This window comes from Pseudomonas sp. H1_F01 (assembly GCF_054681425.1).
On record NZ_CP162823.1, the window covers coordinates 1,553,196 to 1,570,526 of the forward strand.

The 17,331-nt window shown below is 60.7% G+C and carries 9 protein-coding genes; 2 read left to right on the forward strand and 7 right to left on the reverse strand.

All coding sequences use genetic code 11. The annotated features are described in order from the left end of the window. Positions 1-9: 9 nt before the first annotated feature. Positions 10-3,117 carry a transglycosylase domain-containing protein gene (locus AB4O09_RS07180; RefSeq protein WP_003205199.1) on the reverse strand — a complete coding sequence of 1,036 codons (3,108 nt, stop codon included), beginning with the start codon at positions 3,115-3,117 and terminating at the stop codon, positions 10-12. 615 nt (positions 3,118-3,732) lie between these two features. Between AB4O09_RS07180 and AB4O09_RS07185 the strand changes: the two genes are divergently transcribed. Continuing rightward, positions 3,733-5,154 (forward strand): amino acid permease, encoded by a 1,422-nt coding sequence (locus tag AB4O09_RS07185; RefSeq protein WP_003205197.1) that lies wholly within the window; start codon positions 3,733-3,735, stop codon positions 5,152-5,154. 199 nt (positions 5,155-5,353) lie between these two features. Then, positions 5,354-7,000: a glycosyltransferase family 39 protein gene (locus AB4O09_RS07190; protein ID WP_028236685.1), complete on the forward strand. Its 1,647-nt coding sequence runs from the start codon at positions 5,354-5,356 to the stop codon at positions 6,998-7,000. Here the strand turns inward: AB4O09_RS07190 and AB4O09_RS07195 are convergent. From AB4O09_RS07195 to AB4O09_RS07220, 6 genes are all read right to left on the reverse strand, one after another. Further along, positions 6,921-8,540, reverse strand: coding sequence for an FMN-binding glutamate synthase family protein (locus AB4O09_RS07195; RefSeq protein WP_013694138.1), 1,620 nt, complete (start codon positions 8,538-8,540; stop codon positions 6,921-6,923). The genes AB4O09_RS07190 and AB4O09_RS07195 overlap by 80 nt on opposite strands. 225 nt (positions 8,541-8,765) lie before the next feature. Continuing rightward, a complete protein-coding gene (locus AB4O09_RS07200) occupies positions 8,766-10,172 on the reverse strand; it encodes an ATP-binding protein (protein ID WP_003205192.1) in 1,407 nt (468 codons plus the stop codon). Continuing rightward, complete coding sequence (locus AB4O09_RS07205; protein ID WP_003205190.1) at positions 10,169-11,971, reverse strand: DAHL domain-containing protein; 1,803 nt, start codon at positions 11,969-11,971, stop codon at positions 10,169-10,171. The genes AB4O09_RS07200 and AB4O09_RS07205 overlap by 4 nt, the downstream gene beginning before the upstream one ends. Further along, positions 11,968-12,927, reverse strand: a complete 960-nt coding sequence (locus tag AB4O09_RS07210; protein WP_003205189.1) for a cytochrome-c peroxidase — start codon at positions 12,925-12,927, stop codon at positions 11,968-11,970. The genes AB4O09_RS07205 and AB4O09_RS07210 overlap by 4 nt, the downstream gene beginning before the upstream one ends. A gap of 42 nt (positions 12,928-12,969) precedes the next feature. After that, positions 12,970-14,844 carry a putative bifunctional diguanylate cyclase/phosphodiesterase gene (locus tag AB4O09_RS07215; protein ID WP_003205186.1) on the reverse strand — a complete coding sequence of 625 codons (1,875 nt, stop codon included), beginning with the start codon at positions 14,842-14,844 and terminating at the stop codon, positions 12,970-12,972. Then, positions 14,841-17,132 carry a GGDEF/EAL domain-containing response regulator gene (locus AB4O09_RS07220; protein WP_003205183.1) on the reverse strand — a complete coding sequence of 764 codons (2,292 nt, stop codon included), beginning with the start codon at positions 17,130-17,132 and terminating at the stop codon, positions 14,841-14,843. Before AB4O09_RS07220 ends, AB4O09_RS07215 begins: the two co-directional genes overlap by 4 nt. Positions 17,133-17,331: the final 199 nt, after the last annotated feature.

Consider the following 17,331-nt stretch of genomic DNA (forward strand, 5'->3'; position numbering starts at 1 on the left):
CGCTGACCATCAGTGGCTTGCCACCAAGGGCTTGCATTGGGTGTGGCTGCCCGGTTGCAAGTAGGGCGAGAGGAACGGCGCCATGCCCTTGAGCACCTGCACTGGCAAGGCCGAGGTGAACTTGAAGTTCTGCGCCGAGGCGCCTGGCACGAAGGCGGTCAGGGTGCCGAAATGGCTGTCGCCGATGTAGAAGACGAAGGTGGCGGTGCGGTTGATCGACTTGGAACTGATCACTCGCCCGCCGGAGCCGACGGCTTCGATGCGGTTGTCACCGGTACCGGTCTTGCCGCCCATGGCCAACGGTGTGCCATCGGCCAGTTTGAAACTGCCGGCCACGCGTTTCGCGGTGCCGGCATCCACCACCTGGGACAGCGCACCGCGCAAGGCCTGGGCCACTTCCGCCGGCATCACGCGCTTGCCGTTATCCGGATTGCTCACCAGGCGTGTCTCGTAAGGCGTACCGACGGCAAAATCCAGGCTGTCGACGCGCAGCGCGGGCTTGCGGATGCCATCGTTGAGGATAGTGCCCACCAGTTCCGCCAGCGCGGCGGGGCGGTCGCCGGAGCTGCCGATGGCGGTGGCCAGCGACGGTACCAGGTGGTCGAAAGGGTAGCCGACTTGTTGCCAGCGCTGATGGATATCCAGGAAGGCTTCGATCTCCAGCATGGTGCGGATGCGACTGTCGCGGGCGCTCTTGTGCCGGCTCTTGAACAGCCAGCTGTAGACTTCCTGGCGCTCGAACTCACTGGCCTTGACGATCTGGCTGAACTTGGCGTCGGGGTTGTTCAGCAGGTAACCCATCAACCACAGGTCCAGCGGGTGGACCTTGGCGATGAAGCCTTGGTCCGGCAGGTCATAGGCGCCGGGGCCGTAGCTCTGGTAGAGCCGTTCCAGGCGTTCGTCGGTGAGTTTTTCGGCTCCCTTGGCCGACTTCAAGTGCGCGCGCACGAAGCGGTTGAAGCTCTCCTGGCTGTCGTTGGGAAAGAAATAACGGTGCACGGCGGCCAGGCGGATCGCCGTAGGGCGCATGCCGTCGAGGAAGGTTTCCAGGCGTTGGCCGGTGTCCTTTTTCTGATACTTCTTCCAGAACCTGAGCAGGAACGAGGTGCCTTCGCGGTCTGCGAACTGGGCCAGGTATTCCTGGCGGCGCGGGTCCTTGTCGTCCTTGAGCAGTTCGGAACTGTTATTGGGGCCGGCATAGGTGGCGTAACGCACCAGGTCGCGCATCAGGCGGATGAAAGGCAGGTTGATCGATTCACGCAGGGCGTCGCGCAGCGTGGGGATGCGGCCGTTGTCCTCGTTACGGAAGTTGTGGAAGGTGTGCAGCCCGCCACCGGTAAAGAACGCTTCTCCGGGGCTGGCTGAATAGGTGCGGTCCAGCGCGGCTTCGAGCATTTTCGGCAGGCTGCGGTCGGTGTTCTGGATCAGGTAGTCCACGGCCCAGCGGGAGAGGCGGTCCGGCTCGGCGATGTCGACTTTCTTCAATGCCGCCGGGGTTTGCTGGGCATAGCGCTCGTGCAGCTCGGCGATGATCTGCAGATACGTGGTGAGCACCCGCAACTTGGCGGTGGAGCCCAGTTCCAGCTTGCTGCCTTCGTTGATGTCGAAGGGCTGGTCGGTGCTGTCGGTCTGCACCCGCACGCGCGAGCCGTCGGGGGTCAGTTCCAGCAGGGTGAAGCTGTAGCGCACCTGGGTGGTGCTGGTGGGGGTCAGCAGGCGTTCGCCCATCAGGCCGATCTCGGTCGCGAAGGCCGGGTCGGCCAAGCGCTTGAGGTAGTCGGTGGCCTGGGCCTGCAAGTCGCTTTGCAAGGTGCTGGTGGCGGAGAGGTCGAGGCGATCGAGGTCGTACAGCGGACGATTGAGCAGGGCGGCGAGGCGACTGCGGGCGGCGCTGATGCCTTTGTTGGTTTCGTTGGGCTGGACGGTCGGGTCCTGGACCCAGTCGCGATAACTGACCTGGCTCGCCAGGGCTGCCTCGGACAGTGCCGCATCGATCACGCCGTTCTGCGCCAACAGCCGGATGTGGCTGTCGGTCAGGCGCGCCAGTTCATCGTGACCCTTGGACAGGTAATGGGAGGGGCGGCGCTGGGCGATCATCAACGACAGCATTTCCCGCAGGGCCAAGCCTTTTCCCGCCAGGCTCTTGGGGTCGGTGGCGGTACTGAACAGCTGTTCATTGGCCCGCTTGAAATCGGCGCCGTACCAGACCCGCAAGCCTTCAGCCATGCCATGGACTTCACCATGCCCGGGCACGGCGGAGAGCGGCACGCTGTTGAGGTAGTCGCGGATGATCCGCTGCCGCGCCTCGAGGGTTTGCGGGCCGGCCTGATAAGCCCGCACGCTGGCGGAAATCATCTGGCGGATTTTCTCCGCGCCGGACACGGTCAGGCCCTCAGGCGAGTGACGGTACTTCTCCAATTGTGTCGCCAGCGTGCTGCCCCCAGCGGATTGTCCCGGCAGGCTCAACAGCTTGGCGACCTGCGACCAGGCCGCCATGCCGAAGCGCGGCCAGTCCACTGCCGGGTTGGCCAAAGGTTGCTTGGGGTCGAGCAGGAAGCGGTTCTCGATAAACAACAGGCTCTGCACCACCACGGGCGGGATCGCTTCGAAGTTCGCATACAGTTGCTGCGGGTACTTGAACTGATAGACCGGCGCGGCGCGGCAGTCGGTGATTGTCAGGCCGGCCTGGATCTTTTCCGCATAGGGTACGAACAGGCCTTTTTCGACGTAGTCCATCAAGGCCGGCGAGAACCGCGCCTGGGCCTGGATCACGTAGTCGCGCTTGAGCAGGCGCGGCAGGAATTCCCCCAGCGCGCTGTAGCCCAAGCGCCGGTCGAACGGGCCTGCGCCCGGGTAAACGATGGCATCGCTGGGCCCCGGCTGCACCGCATAGCTCAGGGACGCAGCGTATTTGCTGATCTCCCGGGCCTGAAATCGCGAGGTGCGCATTTCCTTGGCCACCGCCAGGCCGACCACCACCACGATAATCAGCAGCAGTAACCAGAATGCCCGCCAGCCGTGCCGTGCGCGGCGTTTTTTTTGAGGTAAAGGCGCTTCTTCCATACGTTCAGTCGGGACCACAGGTTCATTCGAATCGGTTTGCCACAAAGCGCCCATAGTCGACTGATCCATTCACGCAGATTGATCGGACTTGCTTGAAGCTTAGACGGTGGTTGGCGTGGGGGGAGGGGAAATTGTCTGCCCTCGTCTGTCAGGAGGCTCCGGTGGTGCCGCTCTGTCGGTGTGATCGTTCCCCACGCTCTGCGTGGGAATGCATCCCGTGACGCTCTGCGTCACCTTCCAGAACCGGAACGCGGAGCGTCCCTGGCGACATTCCCACGCAGGAGCGTGGGAACGATCAAAAACTGCGGGCGCTGCGAAACGGGGAGTTGTCCGAAAGCCCTGCGCTAGAGCCACCTACCCATGCCAAAACATGACGCTGCACCAATGCTGTGCAATACTCGGCGCCGTTTCCGTATGACCTGAAATCCCAGACAACGCCTCTCCAAAAGCCACTTGTGGCGCAGGCTTATCCCTGAATTTCCCAGGTTTTACAGTGAAACTCTCTATCCCTGGCTTTTTATACTGCATGGCCCGCTGATCCTGAGGTTGTCGTTCCACAGGACGGTCTGCCCACAAGACAGACCCGGTTTCGGCAAGGCGGCAGGCTCACCGGCCTGTGGCTTTGGACACTCGGTGGCTAATCCAATAACAAGACGAGGTTGTATCCCTATGCCTGTCGGCAATCATCTGCCCCATGGCGAGACCACCCAGGGTGGTCCGCTCAAACGTGAACTCGGTGAGCGGCATATCCGCCTGATGGCGCTCGGCGCCTGCATCGGTGTCGGGTTGTTCCTCGGCTCGGCCAAGGCTATTGAAATGGCCGGTCCGGCGATCATGCTGTCCTACATCATTGGCGGCCTGGCGATCCTGGTGATCATGCGCGCCCTCGGCGAAATGGCCGTGCACAACCCGGTGGCCGGTTCGTTCAGCCGCTATGCCCAGGACTACCTCGGCCCGCTGGCAGGCTTCCTGACCGGTTGGAACTACTGGTTCCTGTGGCTGGTGACCTGCGTGGCGGAAATCACCGCGGTGGCGGTGTACATGGGCATCTGGTTCCCTGATGTGCCCCGCTGGATCTGGGCCCTGGCGGCGCTGGTCAGCATGGGCTCGATCAACCTGATCGCGGTCAAGGCCTTCGGTGAGTTCGAATTCTGGTTCGCCCTGATCAAGATCGTCACCATCATCGCCATGGTCATCGGTGGTGTCGGCATCATCGCCTTCGGCTTCGGCAACGACGGCGTGGCCCTGGGCATTTCCAACCTCTGGGCCCACGGCGGCTTCATGCCCAACGGCGTGTCCGGCGTGTTGATGTCCCTGCAAATGGTGATGTTCGCGTATCTGGGCGTGGAGATGATCGGCCTGACCGCCGGTGAGGCGAAGAACCCGCAGAAAACCATTCCCAACGCCATCGGCTCGGTGTTCTGGCGAATCCTGCTGTTCTACGTCGGCGCGCTGTTCGTGATCCTGTCGATCTACCCGTGGAACGAGATCGGCACCCAGGGCAGCCCGTTCGTGATGACCTTCGAGCGCCTGGGCATCAAGACCGCCGCCGGCATCATCAATTTCGTGGTGATCACCGCCGCGCTGTCGTCCTGCAACGGCGGGATCTTCAGCACCGGGCGGATGCTCTACAGCCTGGCGCAGAATGGCCAGGCCCCGGCCGGTTTCGCCAAGACCTCGGCCAACGGCGTACCGCGCCGCGCATTGCTGCTGTCCATCGCCGCATTGCTGCTGGGCGTGCTGCTCAACTACCTGGTGCCGGAGAAAGTCTTCGTCTGGGTGACGTCGATTGCCACGTTCGGCGCGATCTGGACCTGGGTGATGATCCTGCTGGCCCAGCTCAAGTTCCGCAAAAGCCTCAGCGCTTCAGAGCGTGCGGCCCTGAAATACCGCATGTGGCTGTACCCGGTCAGCTCGTACCTGGCGCTGGCCTTCCTGGTGCTGGTGGTGGGCCTGATGGCGTACTTCCCGGACACCCGCGTGGCGTTGTATGTCGGCCCGGCGTTCCTGGTGCTGCTGACGGGGCTGTTTTATACCTTCAAGTTGCAGCCGACAGGTGATGTGCAGGGTTCGGTGCGTTCAGCTTCGTAGGTTAACCGCGATGTAAACAGAGCCTCGGTCGGATGATCGGGGCTTTTTTGTTGAGGCCTTCGAAACCTCCCCAATTGTTCATGAGCTTTTGTGCCTGCGGCGCAGTCAAACTCCTGTTAGTTCTTACAGTAGACCCAGTGCAGGCACAGAACATAGATTGAACGGCGCCAGGCAAGGGCCTGCTGGGTCGGGAGCACCCGTGAAAACGTTATCGAGCGGTTTTCTCAGCAACTCACTGATTGGGCTGGACCGCTCAGCGTTGGTCGCTGTGACGGTTCTTGCGCTAGCCGTGCGATTTCACGGAATCACGCTGCCTGCCATCTGGTATGACGAAGCTTTCAGCGTACTGCTTGCCAGACATGAGCCGTGGCAGATCTGGTCTATTACGGCGCGAGATGTTCACCCGCCTCTTTATTACCTTGTGCTGCACTATTGGATGATTCTGTTTGGCGATGGAGCCTTGGCCGTAAGGTCGCTTAGTGTGATAGCAGACGTGGGTACGGTCTTGCTGAGCATCAAGTTGATGAGTCTGGTTGCCACGCGAAGAGCTACCTTGATGGCTGCGTTGCTATTGGCGTTGCTGCCGATCTCGGTCCGTTACAGCCAGGAAGCGCGCATGTACACCTTGCTCGGGTTTTGGCTGATGGGGGCAACCGTCGCATTGGTGTGCTGGGTTAAAGATCCGGAAAAAAAGCGTTTCCCGATTATCTATGTGCTGTTGATGACGGCCGCTTTCTATACTCACTACTTTGCTGCGCTGTGCGTGCTCGTTCATTGGTTTTATTGGTGGTGGGGACGTCCGGGGAAATACCAAACCGTGCTACCTGTGCGGTCCTGGATGTTGGTCAATGGTCTCATCGTGATGCTATTCCTGCCTTGGCTACCTCATTTCACCGATCAGCTATATGCCAGGTATGTGCTCAATTGGATACCGCCCATCACAATGCAGGCGTTGCTGAGTCTCGTTTGGCAGTTCATTTTGATGAACGGGTGGCAGGCGCAATCGTTGCTTGTGTGTGCGCTACCTTTGATAGGAGTTGCATTATGTGCGGCAATGTTGGTTTGGAACGATAAGGCCCAGCTTCGTTTCAGCGGCTTATTGGCTGGCTATTTTTTTATCCCTACTGTCATTCTTGCGCTGGTGGCACTAGTTATTCCGATGTTTGTTCCTCGCTATCTGGTATTTGCGGCGGTTGGAATGCCTTTCGTCGTCGCTGTAGCGCTGGATAGATTGGCACGACGACCTGAGGTTTTGGTTTTGGCCGGAATGATTGTGCTGGCAGCGGAAGTACTGGGTTTGCAATCGGTACATAGACAAGAGGATGGCTTGAATGGTACCGATTTGCGGAGGGATTTCAGGCTCGATGTACTGGCCGCTAAACTCCAGGAAGCCGTTCGACCAGGCGACGAAATCGTGCTGGAGTCTTTGATCTGGTACTTGCCATTCAGTTATTACAATCAGACCGGCATACGACCGAAGCTTTACATTCGCTTACCTCCCAGCACTGCTCTAGAAGTTTTTGACCGTAGTGGCTATGCCCTGATTTCTGAGGGTTCCAAGTGGGTTTATTTCAACAATCCTCAGGTACTTAAATGTCATGGAAACAGGGTCTGGTGGGTGGCGGCGAAATCTTTATCTGACATCAGGCCGCTATTGGAAAAAGATTGGGAAAACACCCTTACTCTTAGGGATGGGGCGATGGTTGCTTCCCTGTTTACCCTTAAAACGACACCAGCCCCAGATGAGGCTGGCAATCCAGTGACCATTACGCAGCCACCACCTCCCGCGGCTCAAAACTGTCCGCCCGCGCCATCTGCCACATCCGCGAATAAAATGCCCCATTGACCTCTCCGGTCAGCAATTCCCCCGGCTTCAAGAAGACGTGTAGTTGGGAGAACAACTTCACCTCAGTGGCCGACATACGCCGTACCAGGTGCTTGGGCTGCAACTGTGACGGATGCTCAAGCCCGGCGGCGGCGAGCATTTCGGCCAGGGCCTTGAGGGTGTTGCGGTGGAAGTTGTAGACCCGCTGGGCTTTATCCGGGACGACCAGGGCGCGCTGGCGCAGGGTGTCCTGGGTGGCGACGCCGGTGGGGCATTTGTTGGTGTGGCAGCTTTGCGACTGGATGCAGCCGATGGCGAACATGAAGCCACGCGCGGCGTTGGCCCAGTCGGCACCGATGGCCAGGACGCTGGCGATGTCGAAGGCGCTGACGATCTTGCCGCTGGCGCCGAGCTTGATCTTGTCTCGCAGGTTCAGGCCCACCAGGGTGTTGTGCACGAACAAAAGGCCCTCGCGCAACGGCACACCGATGTGGTCGGTGAATTCCACTGGCGCCGCGCCCGTGCCGCCTTCCTTGCCGTCGACCACGATGAAGTCGGGCAGGATCCCGGTTTCCAGCATGGCCTTGGCGATACCCATGAACTCCCAGGGGTGACCCAGGCAGAACTTGAAGCCCACCGGTTTGCCGCCGGACAGTTCGCGCAGTTGCTGGACGAATTGCATCAGTTCGATCGGGGTGGAAAACGCGCTGTGACGTGACGGCGAAACACAATCCTCGCCCATGAGGATGCCTCGGGTCTCGGCAATTTCCCGGGTGACCTTGTGCTTGGGCAAGATCCCGCCATGACCGGGTTTGGCGCCCTGGCTCATCTTGATTTCAATCATCCGCACCTGCGGGTTCTGCGCCTGGGCGGCGAAGCGCTCCGGGTCGAAGCGTCCGTCGGAGGTGCGACAGCCGAAATAGCCGCTGCCCAGTTCCCAGGTCAGGTCGCCACCGTGTTCGCGGTGGTAGGGGCTGATGCTGCCTTCACCGGTGTCGTGGGCGAAATTGCCGAGCTTGGCCCCCTGGTTCAACGCCCGGATGGCGTTGGCGCTCAGGGAACCGAAGCTCATGGCCGAGATGTTGAACACCGACGCCGAGTACGGCTGGGTGCATTGCGGGCCGCCGACCGCCACGCGAAAACCGCTGGGATCGCTCAACGGTGCCGGGCGCATGGAATGGCCGATGAATTCGAAGCCGGTCTGGTAGACGTCGATCAAGGTGCCGAACGGCTTGTCGGCGCTTTCGTTCTTGGCCCGGGAATACACCAGCGAGCGCTGGGCCCGGGAGAAGGGCAGGGCATCGCTGTCGGATTCGAGCAGGTACTGGCGGATCTCCGGGCGGATGCCTTCGACCAGGTAGCGGATGTTGCCCAGGATCGGGTAGTTGCGCCGTACGGCATGGCGGCTTTGCAGCAAGTCGAACAACCCCAGCAGGCTCAACAGCCCGGTCACCAGCGTGATCGGCCAAAGCCAGTCGTGTTGCAGGAACGGCAGGCTGGCGAGGGTGAAGATGATACAGCCGGCAAAGAAGGCGTAACGACTCAGCAGAGACAGGCTCATACGGTTTCCTTGGGAGGGAGGGTAGCGCAGGCATTCTGCGCCGGCGACGAAACGGCGGGCAACCCTGTGGCGAGGGGATTGTTGTGGGAGCAAGGGTATGTGGGATTAAAGCTGTGGGAGCAAAGCTTGCTCGCGATACAGGCGCCTCGGTTTCTGCAATACCGAGTCGTCCCCATCGCGGGCAAGCCTTGCTCCCACAGATTCACAGATTCACAGAGGCGTTGCTCAGCTCGCCTGCTTCATCTGCCGCACCGGCAATTCCACGCGGAAGGTGGTGCCGACGCCGACTTCGCTGCGTACCGTGATCTCGCCGTTGTGTTTTTTCACGATGCCGTAGGACAACGACAGCCCGAGCCCTGTGCCCTGGCCGATGGGTTTGGTGGTGAAGAATGGGTCGAAGATTTTCTGCAGGGTATCGGGGGGGATGCCCGAGCCGTTGTCGGCGACTTCGATCCATACGGTTTCATCACCGACGCCGTTGCGCAGGGTGATGGTGCCGCGCTCGGGGCCGATGGCCTGGGCGGCGTTGACGATCAGGTTCATGATCACCTGGTTGATCTGCGACGGCAGGCATTCCACCTCCGGCAACGGCGTGTACTCCTTGACCACGTCGGCCTTGTACTTGATTTCATTGGCGACGATGTTCAACGTCGAATCCATGCCCTGCTGCAAATTGGCCATCTGCCATTCCTGGCTGGAATCGACGCGAGAGAAGTCCTTCAGGTCCTTGACGATTTGTCCGACGCGGCCGATGCCATCCTTGGACTCCTTGATCAGCAACGGGATGTCCTCGACGAGAAAGTCCAGCTCCACCTGTTCGCGCAGCTTGCGCAATTGCACCACCAGCTCCGGCGAGGCGATGGCCCCCTCGGCGCTGCCGTAGGCACTGAGCATTTCCTGGAGTTTGCCGAAGTAGCCGTCCAATGCCCCCAGGTTGGAAGAAATGAAGCCGATCGGGTTGTTGATTTCGTGGGCCACCCCAGCCGCCAACTGGCCCAGCGAGGCGAGCTTTTCCGATTGCACCAGTTGGGTTTCCAACATCTTGCGTTCGTCGATTTCCATTTGCAGCAGCTCGCTGGCCTGTTTGAACGCCTGGGTGCGTTGTTCCACCAGGTCTTCGAGCTTGTTCATTTTCAGTTGCGCACGGGAGGTCATTTCCCACTTGGTGGTCAGGGTGTTGGCCATCTGCTGGACTTCGATGTTGTCGAACGGCTTTTTCAGGATCAGCAAACGGTCGTGGCCGTTCAGGCGGTCGAGCAGTTCATCCCAGGAATAATCCGAATACGCGGTGCAGACCACCACTTGCAACTGCGGGTCGCGCTTCCAGAGTTCTTCGATGGTCTTGGCGCCATCCCAACCTTCGGGCATGCGCATGTCGACAAAGGCCAGGGCATAAGGTCGCCCTTTTGCCGTTGCCTCCAGCAATTTGTTCAAGCCTTCCTGCCCGCCATAGGCCGAGTCGAGTTCGAACACGGTGGCGGCAGGTTTTGGCGCATCGCCGAACAGCGCGCTTTCCATGTCCAGCAAGTCAGCGTTGCTGTCATCCTCCGGGGTGAGGATCTTGCGGAAATCTTCATGAATGGCGGGTGTATCGTCGATCAACAGGATGCGGCGGTTACTCATGCTATTCATGGCTCACCTTCTGCAAGTTTCAGGGGCAGTTGCAGTTGGAACGTCGCCCCCCTGCCTGGCCCCTCACTGTGGGCGGTGAGGCGGCCTTCCATTTCAATGGCCGCCAATGCGCAGCTGTGCAGGCCAAAGCCGTGGCCTTCCTTACGCGTGGTAAAACCGTGGGCGAAGATGCGCGTCATGTTTTCCTCCGGGATACCTTCGCCTTCGTCCTTGACGCTGATTTGCAGGGTCTGGCCATCGATGACGGCGGCCTTCAGGGTCATGTTACGCGCATGATTGGAAACCCCCGCCATGGCGTATTTGGCATTACTGATCAGGTTGATCAGGATCAACAGCAAGCGGTGCTTGTCGCCCATGATCCGCGGCACTTCGCCGTATTCCTTGATCACCGTAACATGGTGACGGGTCAGGGCGCCCGAGTTCATGCGCAGGGCATCTTCAAGCAGCTCGCTGACCACCAAGGGTTCCAGCAGGCTGTTGGCCCCGGCATAGGATTGCTGGGTGGAGACGATGTCCTTGATGTGGTCCACGCTCTTGCTCAACTGGGCCAGTTCGTCGGTCAGGCCCTGTTGCTCGAGCGCGATGGCCTCGACCAGTTGGTTGAGGTAACCGGGCAGCAGCTTGCCTTTGGCGTCTTCGGTGAGAAAGTGCCCGAGGTCATCGGCGTGTTCGTTGATCAGTTGCATCGCCTTGCCCAGCCCCTGGGCCTTGCTGCTGCGCAGTTTTCGGCTAACCAGGTCGGCGGAGATGTTCACGCTGTTGAGCACGTTACCGACGTTGTGCAGCACGTTGGTCGCGATTTCCGCCATGCCGGCCTGGCGAGCGGTGTCCATCAATTCGCTCTGGGTGTCCTTGAGCTGGCGGGTCCGTTCTTCAACCCGCTGTTCCAGTTCATCGTTGGCGCTTTGCAGGGCGTTGTTGACCCTTTTGATCTCGGCGAAGCTGCGTACCAGCCGGATCGCCAGCCAGATCAGTATCAATACCAGGAACGTGGCGAATACCAGCAGGTAGATGTGGTTACGTTCGTATTTGGCCGCGGCTTTGCTCTGGTCTTTCTCCAACAGGTCGGTAATGGTGTCCAGGTGCCTGGCCACGGGGATCGCTTCGATGGCCTGTAACAACTCATTGACCCGCGGTTGTTCGCGCAGGATCAGCGCGATGTGCCTGCTCAGAATGTCAACGGGGCCTTGAAGCCCCTGGGGCATGCGCTCCTTGTTGACGTCCAGCCGGTTCAGGCCCAGCAGCACCTCGGCGGCTACCTCGCTGGTGCTCAGTTGGGCGAACTCCATGCTGCTGAGCAACAGGTCATAGGTGTCGATGGCGACGTTTTGCAGCTGCAGCCGCTCGGTGTCAGCCAGCCGGGCGAATTGGGACTGGATGTCGTCTTCGGCGGCGGGCAGGAAGGCCATGGAGTTGCGCAGCACCGCGTTGTGGGACTTGAACTGTTCCACCAGCCGGGTTTTTTCCTTGATCGCCTTGAGGTACTCGTCGCGCTGGGCTTCCCAGAGCGACGGTTTGTGGCGCCCGGGCTCCGATTCGATGGCGTCGAGACGCTGCCACAGGCGCGACATTTCGTGCAGGGGCGAGACCAGGGGATCGTAGTTGTGGGTCAGGGCGATCCGCGACTTGAGCACCTCGTTGTCCCAAATGGCGTCTTGCTGTTTGAGCAGGCGGATCAGATCCCGGGACTCAATGTACGAGGCGGCCTGCTGGGCCCCCGAATTGACGTACATGAACAGCAGGACCGAAGCCAGTAGCAGACCGATGAATGCAAGACCGAGGCGACGGAGAGTGGTCATAGAGGCTTGCCCTCCGATTCGCCGGTCAGGGTCTTGAGGAACTCGACGATCAGGGTCGTATCGTTTTTCAGAGGCTCGCGGCCCAGTTGGTACTTGAACATGACCTCCACCGCGCGTTCCAGGGTCGGTGCCGACGCGTCATGGAAATACGGGGCGGTGACGGCCACGTTGCGCAGGCTGGGCACCTTGAAGACCTGGCGGTCGGCTTCGTCGCCGGTAATGTTGTAGCGTCCTTCGTCGGCTCGGGTGGGGTTGCCCCGGTCCTTGATGTAGTCGCCCATGACCCCGAACTTCTGGAACATGTTGCCGCCGATGTTCACGCCTTGGTGGCAGGCGATGCAGCCGTACTCCTTGAAGCGCTGGTAACCGAACTTTTCCCGGGGCGTGAGGATGTCGGTATTGCCCAGCAGGTATTGGTCGAAGCGCGAATTGGGTGTCTGCAAGGTGCGCTCGTAATCGGCCAGTGCGCCCTGGATATTAGGCTTGGTCACGCCATCGGGGTACGCGTCCTTGAAGTCCTTGGCATAGCCGGGGTCATCGGCGATGCGCTTGACGACCGATTCCCAGGTGCTGCCCATTTCCACCGGGCTGGTCACGACCGCGTTGACCTGTTCTTCCAACGTGTCGACGCGGCCATCCCAGAACTGGTGGAAGTTCAGGCCGGCATTGAACACGGTGGGCGTGTTGACCTCCACCGGCTTGCCATCGAAGCCTAAGGAAAACGGCTTGTCGTCGGCGCCGCCTCTGTCCAGGCGATGGCAACTGGCGCAGGACAGGGTGTTGTTGACCGACAGCCGCGGGTCATTGAACAGCCGTAGCCCCAGTTGGACGTGCTTGGGGTCCAGGGCCGGAGCCGGTGGCAGGGGTTTGAGGGGTTCGTCCAGTGGCTCGGCGTGAGCGGTCACGCTTGATCCCACGAGCAGGCCGAGAGCCAGAATCAGTCCATGTGACGCCATGGGATGCTTTCCTTGAAACTTTGGTTGATAACACTCAGGTGTTCACGAAAACGGGTTCTGGCGTTTTTCCCACTCGGTCATCCAGTCGGCGAAGGCCTGCGGTTCGACGGCCTTGCTGAAGTAATAACCCTGGACCTCCTCGCATTGGTGCTTCTTGAGAAATTCCAACTGCTCGAGGGTTTCCACACCTTCGGCAATGATGTGCAGGTTCAGGCTCTTGCCCAGGCTGATAATGGTGCTCACCAGCTTGGCGTCGTTGCTGTCGATGCTCAGGTCACCGACGAACGACTGGTCGATCTTCAACACATCCACCGGAAATTTCTGCAGGTAGCTCAGGCTCGAATAGCCGGTGCCGAAGTCGTCGATGGCCAGGCGAATCCCCAGCTGCTTGATGGCCTTGAGGATGGCGACCGTGGTGTCGACGTTCTGCATCAGGACGCTTTCGGTGATCTCCAGTTCCAACTGTGTCGGAGCCAGGCCGGTTTCCTTGAGGGTGCGGGCGATGCCTTCGACGAAGCCGCGCTGGCGAAAGTCGATGGCCGAGACGTTCACCGACAGGTACAGCGGGCGCATGCCCTGGGCTTGCCAGCGGCAGGCCTGCTGGCAGGCTTCCTGCAACACCCATTGGCTCAGCGGAACGATCAGGCCGCTGTCCTCGGCCACTGGAATGAAATCCGAGGGATAGACCAGGCCATGATCCGGTCTGTCCCAGCGTACCAGCGCCTCGACACCGACCACCTTGCCGCTCTTGAGGTCGAGCTTGGGTTGGTAATGCAGCACGAATTCCTTGCGTTGCAGGCCCAGGCGCAGGCCGGATTCGATGGTCTGTTGCTGTCGGGCCCGGCGGTTCATGTCTTCGGTGAAAAACCGGTAGTCGTTGGGGCCGGTTTCCTTGACGTTGCGCATCGCTGTCTCGGCTTTCTTGATCAGCGCCACGGCGTCGAAACCGTCGGTGGGGTACACGCTGATGCCCAGGCTCGCGGTGACGCTCAGGTCATGGCCGTCGATGGGTTGCGGGGAACTGATAGCCGCCAGCAGTTTGTCGGCCACGCCTTTGGTCTGTTGCGGGTCGACGACATCTCCCAGTACCACCACGAACTCATCGGAACCGTAGCGAAACACCGAATCGGATTCACGCACCACGGTCGCCAGTGCCCGGGCCACTCGCTTGAGCATTTCATCGCCCACGGGATGGCCCAGCGCGTTATTGATGCGCTTGAAGCGGTCCAGGCCGATGAACATCACCGCCAGCTGCCGGTCGTGCCGGCGGCACTGGGCCATGGCCTGAGTCAGGCGGTCGCCGAGCAACATGCTGTTGGGCAACTCGGTGAGCACGTCGTATTGCAGCAGGTGGGACACCTTGAGCAATTCCTGGACGCGCTCTTCGATCGTGCGTTCCAGGCTGCGCATTTTTCTTGCCGCATCCTGGGCCAACTGCCATTTCCAGGTCATGGCGCTGGCCATCTGGCGGATTTCCAGGGTGTCGAAGGGTTTCTTGAGGATCAGCAACTGATCGTCGAACTCGATCCGTTCGGACATGGTTTCCCAGGAGTAGTCCGAGAACGCCGTGCACAGGGCGATTTGCAGGCGCGGGTCGGCCTCCCACAGCGCCTCGATGGTTTGCAGGCCGTCCCAGCCCGGAGGCATGCGCATGTCGGCGAACACCAGCGCATAGGGCTGGCCTTCGGCCTGGGCGCGCTTGACCAGTTCCAGCGCCTCCTCGCCCTGGTAGGCCGAGTCGATCTGGAATTGCAGCCGGCTGACCTGCGGGGTGCCGAACAGCAGGCTCTCGGTGTCGTCCAGTGAGTCATCGCTGCCGGCGCTGGGGCTGAGGATCTTGCGAAAGTCCTGGTGGATCGCGGGCGTGTCGTCCACCACCAGGATTCGCCGGTTGGCAGGTACCGACATTGGATTCATGGATTGCTCTCCGATAGCTGGCTCGCCGGTCGGGTCCAGTGGTCTGTCGCCGGAATGATGGTGCCGGCCTTGAGCAGTTCGGCGGCCTGGTCGCTGTCGACCACGGTGCTGAAGTAATGCCCTTGGGCCTGCATCTCCCCGCCGCTGGACATCAGCGTGGTGCGTTGCTCCTGGGTCTCGACGCCCTCGGCAATGATCCCGATGCCCACGTCCCGGGCGAAGTTGATGATCGCCCGCAACGTCGTGGCGTTTTCGGGGTCGGCGTTGGCGCTGTCGAGGAAACGCTGGGCAAGCTTGAGGTGATTGACCCGGTAGGTCTTGAGGTAATCGAACGAGGAGTACTCGGTGCCGAAATCATCGATGGCGATCTGCACGCCCAATTCGCAGAGGCGCGGCAGCACGTCGTTGTGGGTCCACTTGGTCTGGGCCAGGGTGGCTTCGGTGACGTCGAAGCGTAGGTCCCAAGGCGCCAGTTCCCAGCGCGCGGTGGTGCGCAGCACGTCGTAGATCAGTTCCGGCCCGGTCTTGAGCTGGGTCAGGGACAGGTCGATGGCGATCACCGGGGGCGCCATGCCCTGGTCGCGCCACTGGCGCATTTGTTGGCAGGCCTGGTCCAGCACCCAGTGCCCCAGGCCAATGATGATCCCGGTTTTCTCGGCGGCGGGCATGAAGACCGCCGGTTCCAGCCAGCCACGTTGGGGATGGTTCCAGCGTACTTGCACGCCCATGCCGAGGATCTTGCCGCTGCCGAGGTCGACTTCCGGCAGGTAGTGCAGGTGCAGTTCGTTGTTTTCAATGGCTTGGCGCAGGTCGTTGGCGAGGGCGACCCGGTCGGTGACTTCCTGGTTAATTTCCTCGTTATGGAAATGGTACTGGTTGCGGCCCTTTTCCTTGGAGCGGTACAGGGCCATGTCGGACTGCGCCATCAGGCTGTCGGCACTCAGGCTCTGCGGGGTGTACAGGGCGATGCCGATGCTCACCGAAATCCGCACGTCGTTGCCGTCCAGGGAATAGGGCGCCACGAGCGTATCGCGGATCTTGCCCGCCAGCGCGGCGCAATGGGTCGCTTCATGGACGTCCAGTTGCAGGATGGCGAACTCGTCGCCCCCCAGGCGTGCCACCACGTCGTTTTCCCGGGTGCAGCCCTTGATCCGCTTGGCAACTTCCTGCAACAACAGGTCGCCGATGGGGTGACCCAGGGTGTCGTTGATCCGTTTGAAGTGGTCCAGGTCCAGGTAGAACATCGCAAACGGCGCCGCACCCCGACGAGCGGCGGCGAAGGCCTGGTGCAGGCGCTCGATCATGGTGGCGCGGTTGGCCAGTCCGGTCAGGCCGTCGGTGCGGGCCAGCAGGGCGATTTTCTCTTCGGCCAGCTTGCGCTCGGTAATGTCGAGGATGATGCCTTCTATTTCCAGCAACAGGCCTTGCTCGTTGCGCACCGGGATGTAGCGGTTTTCTACCCAGCGGTACGTGTCGTCGCCGGTGCGCATGCGGAACTCGATGGACGCCCCTGCGGTGTCGCGGTCCAGGACACGGACCATGGCCTCATGGACCTTCTCCTGGTCGTCGGGGTGGATCAGGGTTTGCGCCCAGTCCGGAGAATTGGTCAGTTGCGCTGCGGAATGGCCGAACTTGGTGATGTTGTGGGAGATGTACATCAATGCGAACGGCGGCTCGCCCCGCAGGCGATAGAGAATGGTCGGGCTGTTCTGCACGATGATGTTGGCGTCGGCCAGTTCGCGAGTGCGTTCCTCGACCGCGCGCTCGAGCATGTCCATTTTCAGCGCCGCGTCTTCGGTCATCTGCCATTTGACAGTCAAGGTGCTGGCCATCTGGCGGATCTCGATGGCGTCGAAGGGTTTTTTCAGGATGAGCAGGCGATCGCCCAGTTCAAGGCGATCGGCGATGTCTTCCCAGGAATAATCCGAGTAAGCGGTGCACAGGGCCACCTGCAGCTTGGGATCGGCGCGCCACAGCCGTTCGATGGTTTCCAGGCCGTCCCAGCCCGGCGGCATGCGCATGTCGATGAACGCCATGGCGAAGGGTTGCCCCTGGGCCAGTGCCGTTTCGACCTTGTTCAAGGCTTCCATGCCCTGGAATGCCGAATCGAGCACGAAACTCATGCAGGAAACCGCCACAGGCGAGCCGAACAGGGCTTGTTCGGCGCTGCTCAGGCTGTCCTGGGTGTTCGCCTCGGGGCTGAGGATCTTGCGAAAATCCTCATGGATAGTCGGCGTGTCGTCGACGATCAGGATTCGCCGATTGGTTTTATCCAACGGCAGGCTCATGGCCGTGCACCGTTTTGATGCTGACTATAGAACCCTGGAAACATCTGATATCCCTTTCGCTGGCATGAGTATTCGGCCTGTACTTGGCCCTTCATGGGATACAGCATAGTCGCCTCATCGGGATACGCTCGGTCAGTGATGGCAAATGTGTCTAAATGTTCTCAATCTACTAGCCTGTATTTCGGGGGTAAGGTAGAAC